This window comes from Rufibacter ruber, from assembly GCF_014138425.1.
Taxonomy (GTDB): Bacteria; Bacteroidota; Bacteroidia; order Cytophagales; family Hymenobacteraceae; genus Nibribacter; species Nibribacter ruber_C.
In genome coordinates this window covers 47,463-68,967 of the sequence record NZ_JACJIQ010000005.1, presented here as the reverse complement: position 1 = coordinate 68,967, position 21,505 = coordinate 47,463, and the positions used below count along the sequence as shown (strand labels likewise).

17 protein-coding genes are annotated in these 21,505 nt (G+C 52.4%); 11 read left to right on the top strand and 6 right to left on the bottom strand.

Annotation, left to right across the window (positions count from 1 at the left end; genetic code table 11):
• Nucleotides 1-33: 33 nt before the first annotated feature.
• From FHS90_RS07290 to FHS90_RS07265, 6 genes are all read left to right on the top strand, one after another.
• Nucleotides 34-438, top strand: a complete 405-nt coding sequence (locus FHS90_RS07290) for an EVE domain-containing protein (RefSeq protein WP_066833783.1) — start codon at nt 34-36, stop codon at nt 436-438.
• Between the two features lie 71 nt (nt 439-509).
• Nucleotides 510-2,042, top strand: a complete 1,533-nt coding sequence (locus FHS90_RS07285) for a hypothetical protein (RefSeq protein ID WP_182512538.1) — start codon at nt 510-512, stop codon at nt 2,040-2,042.
• Nucleotides 2,043-2,215: 173 nt separating this feature from the next.
• On the top strand, nt 2,216-3,682 hold the full coding sequence (locus FHS90_RS07280; protein WP_182512537.1) for a hypothetical protein: 1,467 nt from the start codon (nt 2,216-2,218) through the stop codon (nt 3,680-3,682).
• Nucleotides 3,683-3,760: 78 nt separating this feature from the next.
• Nucleotides 3,761-4,315: a bifunctional pyr operon transcriptional regulator/uracil phosphoribosyltransferase PyrR gene (gene pyrR / locus FHS90_RS07275; RefSeq protein WP_066833776.1), complete on the top strand. Its 555-nt coding sequence runs from the start codon at nt 3,761-3,763 to the stop codon at nt 4,313-4,315.
• A 3-nt stretch (nt 4,316-4,318) separates the two neighbouring features.
• On the top strand, nt 4,319-5,242 hold the full coding sequence (locus FHS90_RS07270) for an aspartate carbamoyltransferase catalytic subunit (RefSeq protein WP_182512536.1): 924 nt from the start codon (nt 4,319-4,321) through the stop codon (nt 5,240-5,242).
• Nucleotides 5,243-5,412: 170 nt separating this feature from the next.
• A complete protein-coding gene (locus FHS90_RS07265) occupies nt 5,413-5,823 on the top strand; it encodes an STAS/SEC14 domain-containing protein (protein ID WP_066833826.1) in 411 nt (136 codons plus the stop codon).
• Between the two features lie 77 nt (nt 5,824-5,900).
• On the opposite strand, the gene FHS90_RS07260 is transcribed toward FHS90_RS07265, so the two are convergent.
• Together FHS90_RS07260 and FHS90_RS07255 are read right to left on the bottom strand one after the other, a co-directional pair.
• Nucleotides 5,901-7,496, bottom strand: a complete 1,596-nt coding sequence (locus FHS90_RS07260) for a TolC family protein (RefSeq protein ID WP_161947720.1) — start codon at nt 7,494-7,496, stop codon at nt 5,901-5,903.
• 144 nt (nt 7,497-7,640) lie between these two features.
• The gene (locus tag FHS90_RS07255) at nt 7,641-8,930 is read right to left on the bottom strand and encodes an aminopeptidase P family protein (RefSeq protein WP_182512535.1); all 1,290 of its coding nucleotides are present in this window, start codon (nt 8,928-8,930) and stop codon (nt 7,641-7,643) included.
• 156 nt (nt 8,931-9,086) lie between these two features.
• On the opposite strand from FHS90_RS07255, the gene FHS90_RS07250 reads away from it, so the two are divergent.
• A complete protein-coding gene (locus tag FHS90_RS07250) occupies nt 9,087-10,619 on the top strand; it encodes a S8 family serine peptidase (RefSeq protein ID WP_182512534.1) in 1,533 nt (510 codons plus the stop codon).
• A gap of 6 nt (nt 10,620-10,625) precedes the next feature.
• Here FHS90_RS07250 and FHS90_RS07245 read toward each other — a convergent pair whose 3' ends face one another.
• The 3 genes from FHS90_RS07245 to FHS90_RS07235 form a co-directional block, all read right to left on the bottom strand.
• Entirely contained in the window at nt 10,626-11,045 is a 420-nt protein-coding gene (locus tag FHS90_RS07245; protein ID WP_182512533.1) for a hypothetical protein, read from the bottom strand.
• Between the two features lie 224 nt (nt 11,046-11,269).
• Entirely contained in the window at nt 11,270-13,777 is a 2,508-nt protein-coding gene (locus FHS90_RS07240) for a M56 family metallopeptidase (protein WP_182512532.1), read from the bottom strand.
• Entirely contained in the window at nt 13,770-14,147 is a 378-nt protein-coding gene (locus FHS90_RS07235; RefSeq protein WP_066833819.1) for a BlaI/MecI/CopY family transcriptional regulator, read from the bottom strand. The genes FHS90_RS07240 and FHS90_RS07235 overlap by 8 nt, the downstream gene beginning before the upstream one ends.
• Before the next feature lie 233 nt (nt 14,148-14,380).
• On the opposite strand from FHS90_RS07235, the gene FHS90_RS07230 reads away from it, so the two are divergent.
• Together FHS90_RS07230 and FHS90_RS07225 are read left to right on the top strand one after the other, a co-directional pair.
• Nucleotides 14,381-15,508 carry a glycosyltransferase family 4 protein gene (locus FHS90_RS07230; RefSeq protein WP_182512531.1) on the top strand — a complete coding sequence of 376 codons (1,128 nt, stop codon included), beginning with the start codon at nt 14,381-14,383 and terminating at the stop codon, nt 15,506-15,508.
• Between the two features lie 617 nt (nt 15,509-16,125).
• On the top strand, nt 16,126-17,370 hold the full coding sequence (locus FHS90_RS07225; protein WP_066833759.1) for a M16 family metallopeptidase: 1,245 nt from the start codon (nt 16,126-16,128) through the stop codon (nt 17,368-17,370).
• Between the two features lie 99 nt (nt 17,371-17,469).
• Here FHS90_RS07225 and FHS90_RS07220 read toward each other — a convergent pair whose 3' ends face one another.
• The gene (locus tag FHS90_RS07220) at nt 17,470-18,684 is read right to left on the bottom strand and encodes a pyridoxal phosphate-dependent aminotransferase (RefSeq protein ID WP_182512530.1); all 1,215 of its coding nucleotides are present in this window, start codon (nt 18,682-18,684) and stop codon (nt 17,470-17,472) included.
• 601 nt (nt 18,685-19,285) lie between these two features.
• Between FHS90_RS07220 and FHS90_RS07215 the strand changes: the two genes are divergently transcribed.
• Both FHS90_RS07215 and FHS90_RS07210 read left to right on the top strand, forming a co-directional pair.
• Nucleotides 19,286-20,092, top strand: a complete 807-nt coding sequence (locus tag FHS90_RS07215; protein ID WP_182512529.1) for a M57 family metalloprotease — start codon at nt 19,286-19,288, stop codon at nt 20,090-20,092.
• Between the two features lie 417 nt (nt 20,093-20,509).
• Nucleotides 20,510-21,307 (top strand): M57 family metalloprotease, encoded by a 798-nt coding sequence (locus FHS90_RS07210; protein WP_182512528.1) that lies wholly within the window; start codon nt 20,510-20,512, stop codon nt 21,305-21,307.
• Nucleotides 21,308-21,505 lie beyond the last annotated feature (198 nt).

The following is a 21,505-nucleotide window of genomic DNA, read 5'->3' as shown; positions in this document are numbered from 1 at the left end:
TGTACCTGCCACACAGGTCCTTGTTTTTACCTTATGAATTACTGGCTAGTAAAGTCTGAACCTGAAAAATACGCCTGGTCTGATCTGGAGCGTGATGGCCACACCACCTGGGACGGGGTAAGAAATTACCAGGCCCGCAACAACCTGCAGGCCATGAAAGAAGGGGATCTGGTGCTCTATTACCACAGTGTCTCTGAGAAAGCCATTCTGGGTATTGCCAAAGTGGCCAAAGAAGCGTACCCAGACCCCACGGCAGATGATCCCAGATGGCTGGCAGTCACGTTGGCGCCAGAGAAAGCGTTTGCCACACCGGTAACCCTGGACCAGATCAAAAAAGAAGAGCAGCTGCAGAACATTGCCTTGCTGCGGCAGTCGCGGCTTTCTGTCATGCCGGTCACCCCAACTGAGTTTGATTACCTGCTCAAGCTGGGGAACTAACGTTACCTGAGTTTTGGCTGGCCCCGCTGGCATTTCTACGTGTTATAATCTTTCACTGGCACCCTCTTTTTATGTCACTACTCATCAGAAGCATTACCAAGTGGAGCCTGTTCCTAGCCTGCTGGAGCATCTGCCTTAGTAGCCAGGCACAAAAGAAACATAAAGAAAAGGAAAAACCGGCGGCCCCGGCCCAGACTTTCAGGGCTGAGCTGAAAAGTGATTCTTATGAAGAAGACCACCTGGTACAGCCGTTGCCAGACTCTACCCTTCTGGTCATCACCACCAAGCGCAGCACCTGGTTCTCTAAAGAGGATTTTGTACTGACTAAATTCTCTAAACGCCTGGAGCAGGTGTGGAGCACCAAGCATGAACAGCTCAACGGCACCAGCCTGGAGTATGTGACGGCTGACCAACAGAACATTTACCTCCTTTTTTCCACCAGGGAGCTCAAGAAGCTGATGCTCTACAAAGTAGACCCGGCCACAGGAGCCGCTTTCTATTCTGAGCACAAGCTGCCCACCGCGTATATTGACCTACGAGACATGAAAGCCCTAGACGGGCAGTTTTTTCTCTACGGATTGGAGCACATGAAACTCAACATGCTGCACCTTAACCCGGCAGAAGAGGAAATACGGCTGCTGCCGGCTGTTTTTGGCACAGAAGATGACCTGGGCGAATTCAGGGTTGACACGCTGACCAAGACAGTGGAGTTTGTGGTGGGCGAAACCAACGGTTGGCGCTCCCGGGTGCAAACCAAACGCATGACCTCCCTGGGCGAGGTAGTGGGCACGTATTTCCTCCAGCCCCGCGACATAGACAACAACCTGCAGCCGGCCCGCCTCACCCCCGGTGATACGCTCTCCAAACTTTTAATTGGCACCTTTGGCTACCGCACCACTATTTTCTCTAAAGGGCTTTTTACGGGTGATCTTGCCGGCAACCTGAAATACTATGAGTTCAGCCAGCTGAAGCATTTCTTTGAGTACACCACTCCAGGCAGACAAAAACGGCTCAGAGAAAAATTTGCCAAACGGGAAGCAAAAGGCAAACCTATGATCCTGCGGTACCGGTTGCTGCTGCACCCCCTTATGCCCCACCCCCAGGGATATGCGCTGGTGGGCGAAATCTACTACCCGCAGTACAACAACAATGGCTACACCAGCCCCGGCCCATCAGATTTCGGGAACGGACCGTTTACCCGGCGCGTTTCTGAAGGGTTCCGGTTTAGCCATGCCATTGCCTGTGTCTTTGACCGCCAGGGTAACCTGATCTGGGACAACGCCTTTAAGCTGCAAAATAAAACCTACCCTGTACTGGCCCCTACCATTGAAGCGGGTGTGATGCCCAACGGGCATATAGCCATGGTCTACCCAGAAGATGAGTTTCTCAGATTCAAAACCCTCCAGCCCAATGTCTCCCTCTCCAATGAGGAGAAAGTAGAGGTACGCCTGCAGGAGGAGACAGACAAAAAGGTGACCAGCAACAATGAAGGAATTGTACACTGGTACGGGGGCAATTTTGTGGCGTTCGGGTTTCAGCGAATCAGGCCCGCCGCCGGAGATGCCCGCACCGTGTTCTACCTCCAGAACGTGGTGTTTGAATAAGCGCCAGGGCCTGACCCTCCTTTTCACACTAAACCCCACGCCTTCAATCTGACACCTCGTTTATGTCTTTACCTCTTCGGCTGCTTTTCTTAAAGGTGCTCCTGATGGGGTTTCTTTTCCTGCCAAAGCCGTCTGTTTTGGCCCAGCCAATGAAGTTAGGCGTACGAACCGAGATGGAAAGTTCACCTTTTAGTGACCGCCACTGGCTACAGCCGCTCCCAGACAGTTCCCTCCTGCTGGTTACCACCAGGTCTGGGTCTGTCACCAAAAAAGACCATTTTCTGGTAAGCAAACTCAACCACCAACTGCAACCCGTGTGGCAACAGAGGTTTGAGCAGCAACCACTTACCAAACTGGTTGGAGTATCATCTGACTCTCAGCTCTTTTATTTATTATTCTCCATAAGTGGCACCCCTTCCCTTTTGCTGTACCAGATTTCCAGTTCCACAGGCCAGGCCTGGCTTACCCGCCATGAGCAGACAGCAGGTAACGTGACCATTACCGGAATGAGTGTGGCAGCGGGGCAGCTACTGATCTGCGCACAACAGCAGCGAACCGGAACCACCCTTCTATTGGCCCTTGACCCGGCTCAACAGCAGCTTTCTTTGCTGCCTGCCATGTATCACTCAAAAGAACAACTGACAGATGTAAGAACTGACCATGCCCTTCGCCTCACTGACCTGGTAGCCACTGAAACCAACAGCCTACAGTCCAGGTTTAAAATCAACCAGATTTCCCCCAGGGGCGATTTAAAGGAAAGCCTGGTGGTACCGGCCCAGCTGAACAGCGTTTTTCAGCAAGCCAGAATTACAACGGGCATTACCCCTTCAAAACAGATCATTGGCACCTACGGTGACAGGGGCAGCTCTTTTACCAAGGGCATCTTCAGCTCAGGCCTGGCAGGCAACGCTACCTTCTATGAGTTAGGCCAACTACAGCATATTTTTGAGTATGAGCATACCCCTAAGCTCCAGCGGCTCAAGAGAAGGTACAACCGCCAGAAAGCAAAAGGCAAAGACTTCTCCCTACGGCAACAGGTGTATCTCCACCAGGCAACGGCCCATCCCGCAGGTTTTTCTGTGGTGGCCGAAGTATATAAAACCATCTACAGCAAAGTTCCTTTTGAACCCGGGCCAGCGTATACGCAGGTAACCAACTCTTCTGTCACCGTTGGCTCTAAGCAGCAAGGGTTTTCCCAATTTAGATCAGAGCATGCACCCACCACTACCATGCTGCAGGGGAAACGGATCTATGTCAGCTACCGGTTTCAAGCTGCACTCATTCTGGTCTTTGACCAGGGGGGCAATTTAATAGAAGAGGGCAGTATAGCGCTCCAGCACCATAAAACCACTGTCTCGCCCACAGTCACCTCAGCGGTAAATCCTCAGGGAGAGTTGGCCCTGGCGTATGTAAAAGACGGTTCCTTGCACTATTCCCTTTTCCGCAACTCATCCTGGCGCCTACAGCCACCCTTTGCCCTGCAGAAAGACGGGTATGAGGGCAAGTCCATTTTGAGGGAGCCAGACGGGGTGCTGCCCTGGTACAACGGGAATCTTCTGGCGTTTGGGTACAGGCGTCTGGCCACCAAAGAAGGGAAGAGCAAATCAGTCCTGTTTTTACAGGGTATTCTGTTTCAATGAGGGTTTCTCAGCAGATTAAATCTGGTTTTTACTACTTCGGCTTACGGTAAGTCTTTATATTTGCCCAAAACCCGGACCATGCATAAACGCCTCATTGTTCCGCACGCTCTGTTTCAGATCATGATCAGGCGCCTGGCGCACCAACTGATTGAGACGCACCGTGATTTCTCTGACTCTGTCATTTTAGGCCTGCAACCCCGCGGTATCTATGCCGCAGACCGTCTGCAAAAGACCCTCCAGGAAATACTAGGGGTGACGGTGCAAACCGGTTATCTGGACATCACCTTCCACCGAGATGATTTTAGACGCCGGGCTGCCCCTTTGGCCCCCAATGCCACCAAAGTAGATTTCTCTTTAGAGGGTAAGCGCGTCATTCTGGTAGATGATGTGCTGTACACCGGCCGCTCAGTACGGGCAGCTTTAGACGCCATGATTTCTTACGGCCGCCCGGCGCAGGTGGAGCTGCTGGTGCTTATTGACCGCCAGTATACCCGCGATCTGCCCATTGAGGCTACTTATACCGGCCAGCGTGTTGATTCACAGCACTCCCAGCGGGTAGAAGTAGCGTGGCAAGGACCCAACTCTGCAGAAGATGCCATCTGGCTTTTAACCATTACCCCAGACCAAGAATAACCCATGCAACAGCTTAGCGTCCGGCACCTGTTGGGCATCAAAGACATTACCCCACAAGACATCCAGCTCATTTTTGAGACGGCAGACCAGTTCAAGGAGGTATTGAACCGGCCTATCAAGAAAGTGCCCAGCTTACGGGACGTCACCATTGCCAACGTTTTCTTTGAGAACTCCACCCGCACCCGTCTTTCTTTTGAGCTGGCAGAGAAACGGCTTTCAGCCGATGTGATCAACTTCTCAGCCTCCGGGTCATCTGTAAAGAAGGGCGAGACGCTGCTGGATACGGTCAACAACATTCTGGCCATGAAGGTAGACATGATAGTGATGCGGCACAGCAGCCCCGGCGCCCCCCACTTCCTGTCCCGCAAGATCAACGCCAACATTGTCAACGCCGGAGACGGCACCCATGAGCACCCCACCCAGGCCCTGTTAGACTCCTTCTCCATTAGAGAGCGATTGGGCGAAGTAGGCGGTAAAAAAATAGCCATCATTGGTGATATCACCCATTCCCGGGTTGCCCTTTCCAACATCTTCGCCTTGCAGAAACAGGGGGCTGAAGTGGCGGTGTGCGGCCCGCCCACGCTTCTGCCCAAACACATTGGCGAGCTGGGGGTAAAGGTGTTCTGGAACGTGCGCGAAGCCCTGCAGTGGTGTGACGTGGCCAACGTGTTGCGCATCCAGCTGGAGCGCCAGACCGGAAAGCTGTTCCCGTCACTGCGCGAGTACGCCCTTTACTTCGGGATCAATAAAAAGATGCTGGATGAGCTGAACAAAGAAATTGTGCTCATGCACCCGGGGCCTATTAACCGGGGCGTGGAACTTACCTCAGACGCCGCTGACTCCCACCACTCTGTCATTCTGGATCAGGTGGAGAACGGGGTGGCCATTAGAATGGCCGTCCTGTACCTGCTGGCCAGCAAAGGATAAGGTACCCCAACTTGCTTAGAGATTCCCGTTTTGGGGCTGTTTTTGTAAAAACAGCCCCAAAACGGGAATTTTGCGTTGTGCCGTCATGGGGCAGCCTACTAAATAATTTTCCTTTTCACTGAATGAAAACCAAGCATTTGGTGTCTCCTCAGAAAGTCCTGTTTAAAACTATGAAAAATGAGCTTGTTAATCCCTTCGGCAGAGTGTACATCACCGTGGAAGAGGATTTTAACAACCGGTTGATCTATGTGAACTGGATGGGCTATTTAACCGAGGAGAACGTGAAAGCTGGCGCCAAAGCCTACACCGAAGCCCTTGCCCAAGCCGGTTTCAACTGCGTACTGAATGATACCCGCCTGATTGTGGGCTCCTGGAACCACTCCATGAATTGGGTTTTAAATGAATGGGCACCTGCCGCCGCCAAAGCCGGGTTAAAACGCATTGCCATGCTCGCGAATCCAGACACGTTTGGAGGATCAACCGCGGCCACTTTTATCAATGAGTTGAAAGTGTTTGAAGCAAAGGCCTTTGATGCTATTGAAGAAGCCCAACAATGGCTTTCCAGCTATTACCCTGCTTAAAGTGCTACTTACCTTCTCTAAAAAAGGAGAGAGCCCGCCATTAGTAGCGGACTCTCTCCTTTTTTGTGTTAGCTGTGTTAGAATGGCAACGGAATGGTGAGCGGCTGGTTCAGCTCAAAGTCATACAAAGTCATGAGCCTGAGGTTGTAGTAGGCGTTCCAGAAGTTTCTGAGCGAGCCCACGTACCCTCTTCTAGCTGAATCACGTTCTGCCGCCGCCTGGTTCAGCTCCAGCAGCCCAATCTTTTCCTCCAGATACCTGTCTTTGGCACCCTGGTACCGGCGTTCAGCCAGTTCATTGGCTTTCTGCGCCACTTTCATCTGCTCCCGCAGCATCTTGAACCGCTTGATCTGCAGGTACACATCCTGGTCAAAGTTCACCTGCTGCTGCTGCAAATTGGCCTTTACCAGTTTCTGGTTGGCTTTGGCGGTTCCAATTCTACTCTTGGTTCGGCCCCAGTCCATGATGGGGAGGGTAAAGCCTAGCCGTACCCGCTGCTGCTCAGCCGGATCTCTATAAGCCTCCGCCACCTCAATGGCCTGCTGGGTAAGACCGTACTGCAGAAACAGGTTCGCGTTGAAACCGGTCTGGCCTTCTGCCACCGCCACTCCCCTTTCAGCCTCCAGCTCCTCACGCTGCATACCAATGACCCTGGCCCGGTATTTTTTTGCCTGGGCAAGGGCAAACTCCTCATCTACCGGAAACTGCGGGATCAAGTCTGGGGTTGTCAACCTGATAGGGTAGTCATCTGTAATGCCCAGAAAAACCTTGAGCCGCAGGGTACTGGTTTCCATGTCCAGCACGGCCTGCTCCAGGCTTTGCCGGGAGGTGAGCAAACTCAGCTCCAGCTGCAACAGTTCATTTTCCCCAATTCGCCCTTCTTTAAACCTGATTTGCGAAAGCTTGAAAAGAGTGTCATTATTGGCCACGTTTTTACGGGCAATGTCATAGCTCAGCTGGTTCTGCAGCAGAGTAAAATACATGTCTGTGGCCCGCACGGCCAGCTCTTCCATGTCTTCCCAGAAATTACGCTTGGCTTCCTCAAACCGGAGGGGCTCCAGCTTCTTGTCCCATTTCAGGCCGTTGAACCCAAAGATGGGCTGGCTGTAGGTGATGTTGGCCGGGTTGGTGGAGTAAGCCTTCTTCTGCACAAACCGGTCTGGCCGGGAGGGTCTGAAGTCATCAATGCGCTGCAGGTTGGAGTTGATAGAGATCACCCCGCCGGTTAGGCCAATGTTCTGACTCAGCGCCAGCTGCGCCGTAGAGGTGGAGATGTCCCGGTCCTGAAACTTTAAGCTACCGTCTGGCTGTAGAACCGGCTCAATACTCTTGGTATAATCTGGCAGCGTGGCGTACAGGGTTAACTGCGGCAGGTAATTACTCTTGAACGTATGGAATTGCCAGGTGCGGTTCTCCAGCGTAGTCAGGGCCTGCTGGTAGCCCGGAGACAGTTCTTTGGCCATTTTCACCACCTCTTCCAGGCTGTAGCGGCGGGTATTGGGGTCTTCCACCTCCTCAGGCAGGGTGGGCTTCTGGTGCTGCACCGGTGGCGCCGGAATCACTTTCTTTGGGACAGGCTTTCGGCGCTGCGCCTCTGCCAGAAAGGTAAAAAGAACAAGGCATATGATTCCCCCCCACTTGACCACACGGCTTATTCTTGCTACTGGTGTCACGCTTATTTGTAAACTTTGATTCAAATAGATTGTAAAAAAACCAGATGGACGGCTTCCATAAGCAAGCCCGTCTGGAGGGACATGCTGTTTTAGGGCTGTTTTACCAAAAACAGCCCTAAAACAGGAAATGGAATAGAGGAAAGGTTAACCGCGCATCTCGCGCTCAATGTCTTCCAGTTCCAGCGGAATATTCTCCATGAGGTCTACCGGGCCGTTGTGGGTAATGAGTATGTCGTTCTCCAGCCGTATGCCCAAGCCTTCTTCCCTGATATAAATCCCGGGCTCGCAGGTAAAGACCATACCCTCTTCAAACGGACGGTATTTATCGCCCACGTCATGCACGTCTAACCCCAAAAAGTGCGAGGTGCCGTGCGGGAAGTATTTCTTGTAGAGCGGGGCCTCTGGGTTCTGGTTGTTCACGTCTTCCTCAGTGAGCAGGTCCAGTTTAATCAGCTCGTTCTCCATGACCTTGCCCACAAACTTATGGTACTGGTCCAGGGTGTTGCCGGGCACCAGCATCTGCTTGGCGGTTTTCATGACATGCAGCACAGCGTTGTAAACCTCTGCCTGGCGCTTGGTGAATTTCCCGTTCACGGGTATGGAGCGGGTAAGGTCAGCGGCGTAGTTGGCATACTCGGCCCCAAAGTCCAGCAACAGCACGTCGCCGTCCTGGCACTCCCTGAAGTTGTCAACGTAGTGCAGAATGCAGGCGTTGGCGCCAGAGGCGATGATAGACCCGTAGGCCGGCCCGCGGGAGCGGTTGCGCAGGAACTCGTGGCTGATTTCGGCCTCAATCTCATACTCCATCACGCCCGGTTTCACAAACTTGAGCAGGCGTCTGAACGCTTTCTCAGTGATGTTGCAGGCGGTGCGCATGAGCTCAATCTCACGCGGGTGCTTCCTGGAGCGCAGGTAGTGCAGGTATTGGGTGCTGCGGCAGTAGTTGTGCAGCGGGAATTTTTCTTTGATCTTCTTGATGAACCGCGCATCACGGGTCTCTACCTCTACCACGGCACGCAGGTGCTCGTTTGAGTTGAGGTACACGTTCTCTGCGTACGGCATGAGCGCGTTGAGAATGCTGTCAAACTCATGGGTCCAGAAGATGGTCTGGATGCCAGACACCTCCCGGGCCTGCTCCTTGGTGAGCTTGTAGCCTTCCCAGGTGAGAATGTGGTCATTGGTTTCGCGCACAAAAAGGATCTCCCGCAGGCTCTCCTCCCGCGCATCTGGGAACAGCAGCAACACGCTCTCCTCCTGGTCAATGCCGCTGAGCCACAGCAGGTCGCTGCTCTGCCTGAACGGCATAGTACCGTCTGCGTTGGTGGGCATGACATCATTGGAATGGAAGACGGCCAGCGACTGGGGCTTGAGGTAAGATATGAACTGCTGGCGGTTATGGATGTAGAGGTCTTTCCCGACGGACTCGTACTTCATGGCGGTGTCTTTTGTGTTGTTCTCTGGTTGGCGCAGCCCCTGTTTTTGACCTGTTTTTCAGAAAACAGCCCTAAAACAGGAACCCGTTTGAAGCTTAAATGTATGACAATAAATGATAATTTGCAGGCAAATACACTTCTATAACTTCTGTTGGGCGTGCGCTATTGTACCGTAATTCTTTTTTTCTGGATCTTTTCCCTTTCCTGTCTCACCGGTTTGCCCGCCCTGGCCCAGCAGCGGTATTGGGTGCAGTTTAAAGACAAACCCGCCCCGGCTTCGCCCGAAGGAACCCCCCAAACCCGGCGGCAGCTGGCAGACGCCCCCGTTCACCAACCCTACCTGGACAGTCTGGCGCAGTGCGGTATAAAAGTGACAGGAGTCTCCAAATGGCTCAACGCCGCCGCCGTCACCGCTTCCCCGGCCCAGGTTGCCCACCTGAAGCAGATCGCTTTTGTACAAGACATGGCACCCATTTCCGGGTTTTTCCGGCCTAGCGGCCGAAGCTCCCCTACGCCTCCTAAACTGCTGGCCAAAGGCGTGGCGCAACTGCAACCCGGCCCGCTTTTGGCCGCCGGCCTTACCGGCAAAGGGGTAAAGATTGGCGTGATTGATGCGGGGTTTTACCAGGCCCCTGAGAAGCCGGGCTTGCAGCCTCTTTTTGCGGCCGGCCGCATCAAAGCATTTAAAGATTTTGTGAACCCCGCCCAGACCGCACCTTACACCCAGCGGGAGAGTTATTTAGATTTTCACGGCACCGACGTTCTCTTAGCCATAGGCGGCTTTGACCCAGACCAACAACTCTTAACCGGCCTGGCTCCCCACGCAGACTATTATCTGGCCCGTACCGACCACGGCGGCCGGGAGAACCGCGTAGAAGAGGAGAACTTTGTGCGGGCGCTGGAGTGGCTGGATAGTCTGGGGGTACGTCTGGTGAATTCCTCTCTGGGCTACGCCCTGGGTTTTGACAACCCCGCTGAGAACTACCGCCCCCGCCAAATGGATGGCACCAGCTTTATTGCCCGCGCCGTGCAGACAGCCATTGAGCAGAAAGGCATGACCATTGTTGTCTCTGCCGGAAATGACGGAAACAACCGGAACTGGCAGATTATTGGTACCCCCGCAGATGCCCCCGGTACCATTGCCGTTGGCGCCACCGGCTACAGCACCTGGACCCGCCAAGGCTACAGCGGCATTGGCCCCACCTTTATACCATATCTCAAACCAGACGTGGCCTGTTTCGCCAAAGACGGCACCTCTTTCTCGGCCCCCTTAATCACGGGTTTAGCCGCCTGTCTGTTGGAAATGAACCCCAACCTCACCTCAGCCCAGCTAACAAACATTCTCAGGCGAAGCGGCCACTTGTACCCGTTTGGCAACAACTACCTGGGGTATGGCGTGCCACACGCAGGAAACGCACTGGCACTGGCCAAAGCCCCCACACCACCACCCCTAGAGAAAGCACTGGTGACCGCCCATGGTAATGCGTTTACGTTTAAAGACCCTACCTTTTTTTCCGAAGGCAAAGGGGCAATCGTTTTGTTTAGAAAAAGCTCCCCCACCCTGGTACTAGAGCAACAGACGCAGCCTTCCTTCACCAGAAAGATCAAACTGAAACGCCTGCCCAATGAAACCCGCACCACGCTCCAGAAAGGCCGCCAGGTGGTGGAGGTGGAGTGGGTTACGCCTTAAACCCTGCTATACTTTTTCAAAGATGGTATTTCTGGGGCGCTGGGGTTTCAGCTCTCTCCCATTCAGGTAGATTTTGCCTTTTTCTACGTCAACCAGATACTCCAGCTCTGGGTTGTACGGGAGGCTGTACCCGGTCTCCGGATCAAAGACCTTGCCCAGCTGTAGGTAGTAGCGCAAACCAGTAGCGATGTCTACGCTGTAGCTTTGCCATTTTTTCAGGGCGTTGGGCAAAGGCATGGTGCTACGGCTGCTATCAGGGGTGTACGTGGGCATAGGCACCTGCTTTGCCTGGCGTTGGTGGTGTCTGTCTTCAAAGGCTTTGAACCTGGCCAGAAACTCTGTCAAGCCAGCGGGAGGCGTCTGCGCCTGGGCCGCCCCTGCCCCAAGAAGAAGGCAAAAGGCCAAAACCATCTTTACTGCTTTCATCTTTCCTCAGGTTTAATTAAAAAATACGCTGCCGCCGGGCAAAAATGTACGCCACCTCTGCCTGCACCTATTCCTTTTACGAAGATAAGCAACTGGCGCTTTGGCTGGAAAAGAAAAAAGCACCTTTACTTTGGCTATCTGTTTTGGGCCTGTTTTCAGAAAAAGAGCCCGAAAACGGAAACGTTCTCGGGCTCTGGAGGGCAACACGTACTACAAACAAAAAACTAATTGGTCTCAAAGCGGTAAGGCAGGGTGTATTTTACGTTCACCGCCTTCCCGTTCTGCTTTCCAGGTTGCCATTTGGGCATACCTTCAATGGCTTTGACCACTTGTTGGTCTACCACGGGGTGTAGCTTTTTCAGTACTTGCACCTGCTTGGTCACGCCGGCGGTGTCCACTACAAAAGAAGCCACCACGCTGCCGTTTACTTTTAACTGCCGCACCTCTTCAGAATTCCCCACCTGCTCTTTCAGGTAGATCATCATGGCGGTAATGCCCCCAGGGTATACTGGCATCTGCTCCACCGCAATATACACCTTGTCCTCTGCCACGGCTTTGGCTGCAAACGGAACATCTTTGGCCGGAGAATCTTTCTGGGCTATTCTGTAAGGGATGGTGTACTTCACGGCCACTGGCTTCCCGTTCTGGGTACCGGGTTCCCAATTGGGCATGGCGGTAATGACCCGCACCATTTCCTTACCTAGTTCGGGATTTAGACTTTTCAGCACCTCCACTTGCGTGATATTACCCTTGTTAGTCACCACAAAAGAAGCAATCATGGTGCCATGAACTCCCTGCCTGATGGCTTCTTTAGGCATTACAAAGTTTTCTGCCAAGTACTTGAACATTGCCTTTTGACCACCTGGAAATTCGGGCATTTTCTCTACGGCAATATAAATCTTGTCTCCTTCTGCGGTGGTGGTGGCAAAGGATGCAGCAGGCGTCTTTACCTTTTTGGCCTGCTCTGCCTTGTACTGCGCAAAAGTCTGCCCAGCCAAAACTTTATGCACACGTGCCAGGCTAATGGTTTCTTTATGCGGCACTGGCTTTCCGTTTTCCAGCGCAGGAGACCATCTGGGCATCCTTTTGATCACAGCGGCCAGTTCCCGGACCAAGGCACTGGTTAGAGCCGGTGAGTGCAGGGGCTTACTTTCTACTGACACGCCGGTTACCTGGCTTACATATCCGTCTTTGTTGATGAGTACTTCGGCTTTGCCGAGCCAGGCAAACGTAAGGGGCTTGTTTCTGTCTTCGCGCAGTTCAAACAGGAGCTCCGGAAGCTGAAAATTGCTGGCTATGAAATTGGTCTTCGCGCCTTCGCCGCCCGGGAACTCAGCCGGCCTGGTTATCCCCGCCAGGTTCGCCTCAGTGCTTACCTGCGTCTTTTGCTGCACGCCGGCATTGGCAGAGCGGGGCACAAACTCTGTACTAACAGAGGCAATAGTTATGGTAGTACTGGAAGCAACCGCTTTGCCGTCCTTCACCGCGGGTGACCATTTGGGCATGCTGGCTACCATCCGGCTGAATTCCTGCCGTACCGCCTCCTGTACCTTAGCATGGTTGGGAGACACCTCTAACTGGACGGGTCTTTTGAAGACAGCTGAGCCGTCTGCTTTGACTTCCACCTCAACAGACCCAACAACCCGTACGGGATCATTGCCTCTGCGCAGCTCAAACGCTACCGCCGGTAAATAAAAGTGACTCTTCACATACTGCTTTAACCCCTCCTGACCACCGGGAAACTGGGCAATCTGATTGTCCTGCGCCCCAAATGAAAGCCAGCCAGAAGCATTTTGCTGCTGCTGCTGCGGGGAGAGCGGCACCAGCGATGCCGGGCGGGTAGCCGCCACTAGAACCACTAACCCCAGCAAAAAGGGGACCACCAGCAGCAGCCGGCCAAATCTGGGGGAATGGTGTTGTTTTTTCATCATCTTAATGCGGCTTAGGGTGAGTGATTTGTTGAAAAAAAAGTAGCTGGCCACGCTCAGGTCTAGCTTCTGGAAAACCTGTTTCAGCAGCAGGGAAGAGTACACCTGCGTGTCTGTCTGGCTTACCACACGGGCATCTGCAATAAACTCATGGGTCTCCTCAAGAGCCCGCTTGTACAGCACCAGCAGCGGGTTAAACCAGAAGACAATGCCCAGCAGACTGGCGAAAAGAATATCCCAGCTGTGGCACTGGGCAATATGCACCTGCTCGTGCTCCAGAATCTGGTCGCGTTCTAGGGTGGTAAGGGGCTGGCTGTTGTCAAAATAGATGCTGCGCAGGAAGGAGAAAGTGGGCAACCGGCCGTTGGTGTAATAGACAGGGACTTTATCTGCCAGAAAAAAGACAGACCCTTCTTTACGCGCAAACCGGTGCAACTGAACCAGCTGGAAAGCCAACCTGCCCGCAAAGAACAGCGCGCCCGCACCGTAAAGGAGATAGAGCACGAGCCAATACCCCAAACTGTCATCTTCTACCTGTACCTGCGCCCCCCAGGCCACATCAGCGGTCTCTACGGCAAATGCAACAGGAACCGCCTCTGCCACTGGTTCTGCTGTCTGCGCAAAAAGGCTCACCACCGGCAGCTGCAACAGCGGCAGCACCACCGCCAACAGCAACGCCCCCAGCAGATAGAAACGGTTGAACTGGAAACTTGTCTCCTTCCTGAGCACCAGCACAAAAAAGAGGTAGAAGAGCAACAGAACTCCCGTTGACTCTAACAGGTACTGCAGGAGGGCATCATTCATCTTTGTCTTGGTTAAGGTCGTTCTTTACATGCTTGAGCATTTCCTCCAGTTCCTGCAGGTCCATGTTCTCCTCTTTGGCGAAAAAGGAAACCAGCTTCTTAAAGGAGCCGCCAAAATAGCCGCCCAGAAAGTTCTTCAGGTAGAAGTGGCGGTACTCGTCTCTGGCCACCAGCGGGAAGTACTCATGGGTCTTGCCGTAGGCCTTGTAGGAGACAAAGCCCTTCTTCTCCAGAATGCGCACAATGGTGGAGACGGTGTTGTAAGCGGGCTTGGGCTCCGGCAGCTGGTCCAGAATGTCTTTGACAAACCCCTGGTTAATGTTCCAGAGCACTTGCATGACCTGCTCCTCGGCCTTGGTGAGTTCTTTCATAGTAGTGTTGCGCTTGTCTATCCCAAACATAAAACTAAATACTTAGTTTTCAAACTATAAGTTTAGTTTATTTTACTTTTTATTCCCCGCCCTTATATCTTATGTAAGAAAAAGCGGCCCCGCCTGACTAATAGCTAGGCCTCCCGGGAGGTGCGGGAGAGTAGCCTCCCGGCCTTGCCCAACGCGCACAGTTGCAGGATGCCGGCATTTTCTTTTAATTTTGCCTTCAGCTTATGAAGATAGGATACGACGCCAAACGCGCTTTCACCAATACCTCTGGCCTGGGCAACTACAGCCGATATGTCATCTCTGGCATGATGGTGCATTTTCCCGGTGACCAGTACGCGTTGTTCACCCCCCGGCAAAAAGAGCTCTTCAAGCAGTTCTATCCGCCCGTGGCCAGAACCCAGGTGATTCTGCCAGACGGGCTGGGCAAACGCCTCTCCTCTATGTGGCGCACCTTTGGCCTGCGGGCGGCATTGCCTAAGCACGGGGTGCAGGTCTACCACGGCCTCAGCAATGAGCTGCCCTACGGCATTGACCGCACCAAGACCAAGCTGGTGGTCACCATTCATGACCTTATCTTCCTGCGGTTCCCGGAGCTCTACCCGGCCATTGACCGCTACATTTACCGCAAGAAATTCAAAGACGCCTGTGACACCGCCCACCAGATTGTAGCCATCAGTCAGCAGACGGCGCAGGACCTGGAAGAATTTTTTGGCGTGCCGAAGGAGAAGGTGCAGGTGGTTTACCAGGACTGCGATCCTGTTTTTCAGCAGTTTTTTGAAAAAGAGGCCCAAAACGCGGTTCGCGCAAAGTACAGCCTGCCCGCTGAGTTCATCCTGTGCGTGGGCACGCTGGAAAAGCGCAAGAACCAGCTGCACCTTCTAAAAGGCTGGCACGCGGCGGGCGCGCCGGTGCCGCTGGTGTTCATTGGGCGCAAGACTGATTACTATAAGGAGCTGCAGGCGTTCATTACCCGGCACAGGCTAGAGGAGAAGGTGCACTTTCTGCCGTACATCCCGTTCCAGGAGCTGCCCGTGATCTACCAGCTGGCCACGCTGTTTGTGTACCCGTCAATCTTTGAGGGCTTCGGGATTCCCATAGTAGAGGCCTTGAACTGCGGCGTGCCGGTAATCACCTCCACCGGTTCCTGCTTTGCCGAGGCCGGGGGCCCTGCCGCCCGCTACGTCTCCCCCACTGACACAGACGCCATGTCTCAGGCCATTCAGGAAATCCTGGGCAGCCCTGAACTCCAAAAGGAAATGGTGAAGAAAGGGCTGGAACACGCCCTTTCTTTCAGGCCGGAGGTGACAATCCCCCAGCTGCACCAGGTGTATGAGCGGGTGTTGAAATATTAATTTCTGTAAAGTGTATACAGAAAGGTTAACCGCTGTTTTTGGCCTGTTTTGGCCAAAATAGCCTGAAAACGCAAACCTGCGGCAGCCCTTCTGCTGGCGCGAGTCTCCAGACTCGTGACCTTTTGTGGGTGGAGTCTCCAGACTCCCGTTCAACTTCTTGTGGTTCCCGGCGAGTCTGGAGACTCGCATCACTTTTTGACCCGAGTCAGGAGACTCGCGCCAGCGCATGAATATTTTACAATTAACCATCAGCAATTTCAAAAGACCTCGTAGCGTCCGGAGGACCTGCGAGCGTCTGTGCCAATAGCCGCTGCTTTTACCAATTGGACGGTAGTACCCTCATCCTAACCTTCTCCCAGAGGGAGAAGGAACAACGCAATTTGCGTTTCTGGCCTGTTTTCTGGAAATCAGGCCAGAAACGCTCTTTCAATTCTCCTCATTTCCAAATTTTCAAATCTTCTCATTTTCACATTGCACTCCTGCACGGCAACGCTTTGAATTCCTAATTCCTAATTACCAATTCTTAATTCTCCACTCCGTACCTTTGCAGGCTGTTTACTCCCGTTGGAATGAATGGCCCCGCAATAGTGTTTCAATTGTAAACGCAGAAGAAGAACTTGACTAAATTACCAGATTACCATATCCATACCCTTTCCAACGGCATTAGGGTGCTGCACAAGCAGGTGCCGCACACCAAGATTGCGCACTGTGGTTTTATGATGGACATTGGCTCCCGAGACGAGCTCCCGCATGAACAGGGACTGGCCCATTTCTGGGAACACATGGCCTTCAAAGGCACCCAAAAGCGTAAATCGTTCCATATCCTGAACCGGCTGGAGACGGTGGGCGGCGAACTGAACGCCTACACCACCAAAGAGAAAATCAGCTTCTACGCCTCGGTGCTGGAAAACCACTTTGAGAAGGCCTTTGAGCTGCTCACAGACATCACGTTCAACTCTACTTTTCCGTCTAAAGAGATTGAGAAGGAGCGCGGCGTGATCCTGGAGGAGATGGCCATGTACCTGGACACGCCCGAAGACGCCATTGTAGACGAATTTGACGACGTGGTTTTTAAAAACCACCCGCTGGGCAATAACATTTTGGGCACCCGCGAAAGCGTGAGCCGTTTTCAGAAGGAAGATTTCCAGGCTTTTATTGACCGCAACCTCAGCACAGACCGGCTGGTGTTCTGCTCAGTGAGCAACTGGCCCATTGAGCGCGTAGTGAAGCTGGCTGAAAAATATCTAGGCCAGATACCGGAGAAGATCCAGCCCCGCCAGCGGCTCACCTTTCAGCAGTATGAGCCGCAGACGCTGGTGGTGGAAAAGGCCATTCAGCAGGCGCACTGCGTGATAGGCTGCCCCGCCTACGCCCTCACCGACCCCAGAAGGCTTACCTTCTTTATGCTGGTGAACATCTTGGGCGGCCCCGGCATGAACTCCCGGCTCAACCTGGCGGTTCGTGAAAAACACGGCCTGGTGTATACCATTGACGCCAACTACGCCACCTACATTGACACCGGCCTGTTTGGGATTTACTTCGGCACTGAGAAAAAGCAGCTGAAGCGCACCATTGGCCTGGTCCTGAAAGAACTGAAGCTGCTGCGCGAAAAACCCATGGGAAGTGTGCAGCTGCACACGGCCAAAGAGCAGCTCATGGGACAGCTGGCCATGGCCGAGGAAAGCAACATGGGCTTCATGATGATGATGGGCAAGAGCATTCTGGACCTGGGCACCATTGAAAGCCTGAATGAGATTTTTGAGCAGATCAGAAACATTGAGGCCAAAGACCTGCTGGGCATTGCCAATGACACCCTGCGTGAGGAAAACCTGAGTTTCCTGCAGTACGTACCCAACGCTTAAGCGGCCCCAGATGCGCCGGAAACAGGAAACGGGAAGATCTGTCATCTTCCCGTTTCCTGTTTCCGGCCTGTTTTTTGAAAATCAGCCCAAAAACGTCTTTTACACTTGCTGTTGGTAATCCTGCAGGAACAGGGCTAGTTTGTCCAGGGTTTCGTCAAGCTCCACAATGGTGGGCAGGTACACTACCCTAAAGTGGTCTTGCTGCGCCCAGTTGAAGCCGGTTCCCTGCACCAGCAGCACGTGCTGGTCAATCAGAAGGTCCAGCACAAACTGCTCATCACGGTGAATGTTGAACTTCTGCACGTCAATTTTAGGGAAGAGGTAGAAAGCCCCCATAGGCTTTACGCACGTGATCCCGGGAATAGAGACCAACTTGTTATAGCAGGCGTCACGCTGTTTAGCAAGCCGGCCCGTAGGCAGTACCAGATCATTTATGCTCTGGTACCCCCCTAATGCCGTCTGGATAGCGAACTGCGCCGGTACGTTGCTGCACAGCCGCATGCTGGCCAGGGCGTTCAACCCCTCTATGTATGATTTAGCCGTTGAGAGTTTGCCGCTCACCACCAGCCACCCCGCCCTGAACCCCGCGGCGCGGTAGTTCTTAGACAAGCCGCCAAACGTTAGAAACAGCACATCTGTAGAGAAAGAAGCCGTGGCGTGGTGTACGGTGCCCTCATACAGAATCTTGTCATAGATCTCATCTGAGAACACTATGAGGTTATGACGTTCGGCCACAGCCACCACCTGCCGCAGCACCTCTGGCGGGTACACCGCCCCGGTTGGGTTATTGGGGTTGATCAGGACAATCCCCTTGGTGCGAGACGTGATTTTGCTTTCCATATCAGCCACGTCTGGATACCAGTCAGCGGCCTCATCACAGAGGTAGTGTACTGCCTTGCCGCCAGACAAGTTCACCGCGGCCGTCCAGAGCGGGTAATCAGGGGCTGGCACCAGAATTTCATCGCCTTCATTTAAAAGAGCCTGCATGCTGAGCAAGATCAACTCGCTGACCCCGTTGCCAATGATAATATCGTCTACCTGCACATTCTGGATGGCCTTGCTCTGGCAGTAGTGCATAATGGCTTTACGGGCGGCAAACAGCCCTTTAGAGTCTGTGTACCCTTGGGCATTGCGCAGGTTCATGATGATGTCATGCACAATTTCATCTGGGGCATCAAACCCGAAGGGGGCGGGGTTACCAATATTCAGGCGGGTAATCTTGAACCCCTGGCGTTCCAGATCCATGGCTTTCTCAAAGATGGGGCCCCGTATCTCATAGAACACGTTGTCTAACCTGCTGCTCTTCTTTATCATACAACCGCAAATGAAAGGGCTAAAGTTGAAAAGAACAACGGGTACTGCACTTAAAGCCACCCGCCACGGTGAATAAGACTTAAAAATAGATCCACTAACTGCACTTTGCTTCGGCTATGAAAACTGCTACCATATTTGCCGCACGCACGTTTGCTTACAAAAAGAAGGATTGGGTTAAACCTAACCCATGAAATTGCGTAGGGAGTACCCTTCACTATTTTCTATTGATGCCAAATTCTCTTTCTGCTCACCTTTGCTTCTCCAGAAAGAGATAATACCATTTATAGTAAACAAAGCAGATCTGTACTGCTCTTTACAGACTCCTATTTTTAAGCTTTATAAAATTCACAATAAAACCACCTATGCGTTTAACCTTTATTTTCACCAAATCCCATTCATTAAATAATTACCAAGATTTAAGCATTATTGTATTATTAATTAATTTAATAAATGAGTAGCTATTTTTTAAATATAAACTTCAACCTATCCTGCCAATATAAAACCCATATGATCGAATAAAAATATTTATCAAACAGCTTGTAAATACAAACCAATATTCATAATATAGGCTTATCTTTTAACATAACCCCCAATAAGCTTTATGAGAAAATTTTACACAATCCAGCTGTTTGCTGCTGCTGCCTTACTGTTAGGAAGCACCGCCTGTTCCACCACTGAGGAGGAAGTAGTAGAAAAGGCCGCCGTCTCAAAAGACACCCTTGCTAAAATCTATGAGATGGGCTTTGGCACTACTGATGTACAGGTAGTAGAAGGTGGCTATCTGGTGGAAGGAGACATCCTGTTAACCGATGAGCAACTAAACACCACGCATGACGCCAAATTCCTGCGTGTAGGGGAGACGGAGCAGTACCGCACCACTAACCTGGTAAACGTAGGCAGCGGCCGCACCATTAACGTAGCAGTCTCTACCACCCTGCCTACCGCTTACGCCACAGCGGTAGACGAGGCTATTAGAAGATACAACGCTGAAAACTTGCTCATCAAGTTCAGGAGAGTATCTTCTGGGTACAACATCTTACTGACCAAGTCGCCCACCAACGCCTCGTACCTGGCCTCAGCGGGCTTCCCCTCTGGCGGAAACCCGTACAACAAGGTACTGGTAAACTCCACCTACTTAGGCTCAAATCCGGGCACCAACTACCTGGCCACCATCCTGGCGCATGAGATTGGCCACTGCATCGGCTTCCGCCACACAGACTACATGGACCGGAGCTACAGCTGCGGCGGGGCCTACACCAACGAAGGGGCCAGCACCGTGGGAGCCGTGCACATTCCCGGCACCCCCACCACCGCAGACGCCACCTCCTGGATGCTCGCCTGCGTTGCCACCGGCCAGAACCGTCCGTTCAACTCCAATGACCGCACAGCCCTCAATTATCTTTACTAAACAGGCATGAATTTCAGCACTAGCTAAGGAAACAAGTACCTTTCACTAGCGCCATTTACTGTTTAAATCCAGGGTGAATTACAAAATTCACCCTGGATTTGTATTGCCTTTATTTTCCTAATTATACCAACCAATTTATTTTATTAATTTTCTATTAAACGGCAAAACCTCACCCGCCTTTTATTCGTTAAAACCAGCACCTATCCCATCCATCTACATTCACTTTTTTTTACAGTACTCCAAGTTGGCTACCGGAATAATTATTCTTGTTCTGACAATTAATATTCTTTACCATAAGCATAAAATAAAGTCTATTTCACAGTAATAACTTTTACCTGTTTTCAACCTTTAAATATCCAACCCATACTCCTACTTATCAACCAACCATTATTTCAGCAACCCCCTAACAAACAATTTATGAAGTTACCTTACTCCCTCAAACTTGCGGCAGCAGTCTTAGTACTTGGCAGCACCTCTTGCTCAGTAGATGAAGAAGCCGCCGTAGAAAAAGCAGCCATCTCCCAGGATACACTTTCAAAAATTTACGCCATGGGCTTCGGGACCACTGATGTACAGGCCATGGAAGGCGGATACCTGGTAGAAGGTGACATCTTTTTAACTGACAAGGAGCTGAACAGCAGCCATGATGCAAAATTCCTGCGGGTTGGCGAGACGGAACAATACCGTACTACCAACCTGGTAAATGCCGGAACCGGCCGCGTGATCACAGTTAGCATGTCTAGCCGCTTGCCTTCCAGCTACGTGGCTGCCTTAGATGAAGCAATTGCCCGTTACAACGCGCAGGGGCTGTTGATCTCCTTTAGGCGCGTGGCCTCTAACGGAAACATAGACATTGTACGGGGCAACGGCAGCTACCTGGCCTCAGCGGGCTTCCCCTCTGGCGGAAACCCTTACAACAGTGTGAAGGTGAATTCTAACGCCATAGGCTCTAACCCGAACACCAACTACCTGGCCACCATCCTGGCGCATGAAATTGGCCACTGCATTGGCTTTCGGCACACTGACTACATGGACCGGAGCTACAGCTGCGGCGGGGCCTACACCAACGAAGGGGCCAGCACCGTGGGAGCCGTGCACATTCCCGGCACCCCCACTACCGCAGACGCCACTTCCTGGATGCTCGCCTGTATTGGTACCGGCCAGAACCGTCCGTTCAACTCCAATGACCAAACGGCGCTGAACTATCTCTATTAAACACACCTTTAGGTTGGATATAAAAAAAGGCCTCCCTAACCGGAGGCCTTTTTCATACCCTGTGCCTAGCTGGTGGCAAACATAACTTCAGGCAAAGCCCTAAAATAAAAGCTGTTTTGGGGCTACTTTTCAAAAAACAGCCCGAAAACAGGAAAAGAATCAGAAGGCTGTCTGCAACCGGCACACCACGTCACCTCT

Excerpts from the sequence above, each read along its gene's own strand:
- FHS90_RS07265 (WP_066833826.1), top strand. The coding sequence starts at position 5,413 with ATGAAAAATGAGCTTGTTAATCCCTTCGGCAGAGTGTACATCACCGTG.
- FHS90_RS07255 (WP_182512535.1), bottom strand. The coding sequence starts at position 8,930 with ATGAAGTACGAGTCCGTCGGGAAAGACCTCTACATCCATAACCGCCAG.
- FHS90_RS07220 (WP_182512530.1), bottom strand. The coding sequence starts at position 18,684 with ATGATAAAGAAGAGCAGCAGGTTAGACAACGTGTTCTATGAGATACGG.
- FHS90_RS07270 (WP_182512536.1), top strand. The coding sequence starts at position 4,319 with ATGCAACAGCTTAGCGTCCGGCACCTGTTGGGCATCAAAGACATTACC.
- FHS90_RS07210 (WP_182512528.1), top strand. The coding sequence starts at position 20,510 with ATGAAGTTACCTTACTCCCTCAAACTTGCGGCAGCAGTCTTAGTACTT.
- FHS90_RS07245 (WP_182512533.1), bottom strand. The coding sequence starts at position 11,045 with ATGAAAGCAGTAAAGATGGTTTTGGCCTTTTGCCTTCTTCTTGGGGCA.
- FHS90_RS07215 (WP_182512529.1), top strand. The coding sequence starts at position 19,286 with ATGAGAAAATTTTACACAATCCAGCTGTTTGCTGCTGCTGCCTTACTG.
- FHS90_RS07280 (WP_182512537.1), top strand. The coding sequence starts at position 2,216 with ATGGAAAGTTCACCTTTTAGTGACCGCCACTGGCTACAGCCGCTCCCA.
- FHS90_RS07290 (WP_066833783.1), top strand. The coding sequence starts at position 34 with ATGAATTACTGGCTAGTAAAGTCTGAACCTGAAAAATACGCCTGGTCT.
- FHS90_RS07240 (WP_182512532.1), bottom strand. The coding sequence starts at position 13,777 with ATGAATGATGCCCTCCTGCAGTACCTGTTAGAGTCAACGGGAGTTCTG.
- FHS90_RS07235 (WP_066833819.1), bottom strand. The coding sequence starts at position 14,147 with ATGAAAGAACTCACCAAGGCCGAGGAGCAGGTCATGCAAGTGCTCTGG.
- FHS90_RS07285 (WP_182512538.1), top strand. The coding sequence starts at position 510 with ATGTCACTACTCATCAGAAGCATTACCAAGTGGAGCCTGTTCCTAGCC.
- FHS90_RS07230 (WP_182512531.1), top strand. The coding sequence starts at position 14,381 with ATGAAGATAGGATACGACGCCAAACGCGCTTTCACCAATACCTCTGGC.
- pyrR (WP_066833776.1), top strand. The coding sequence starts at position 3,761 with ATGCATAAACGCCTCATTGTTCCGCACGCTCTGTTTCAGATCATGATC.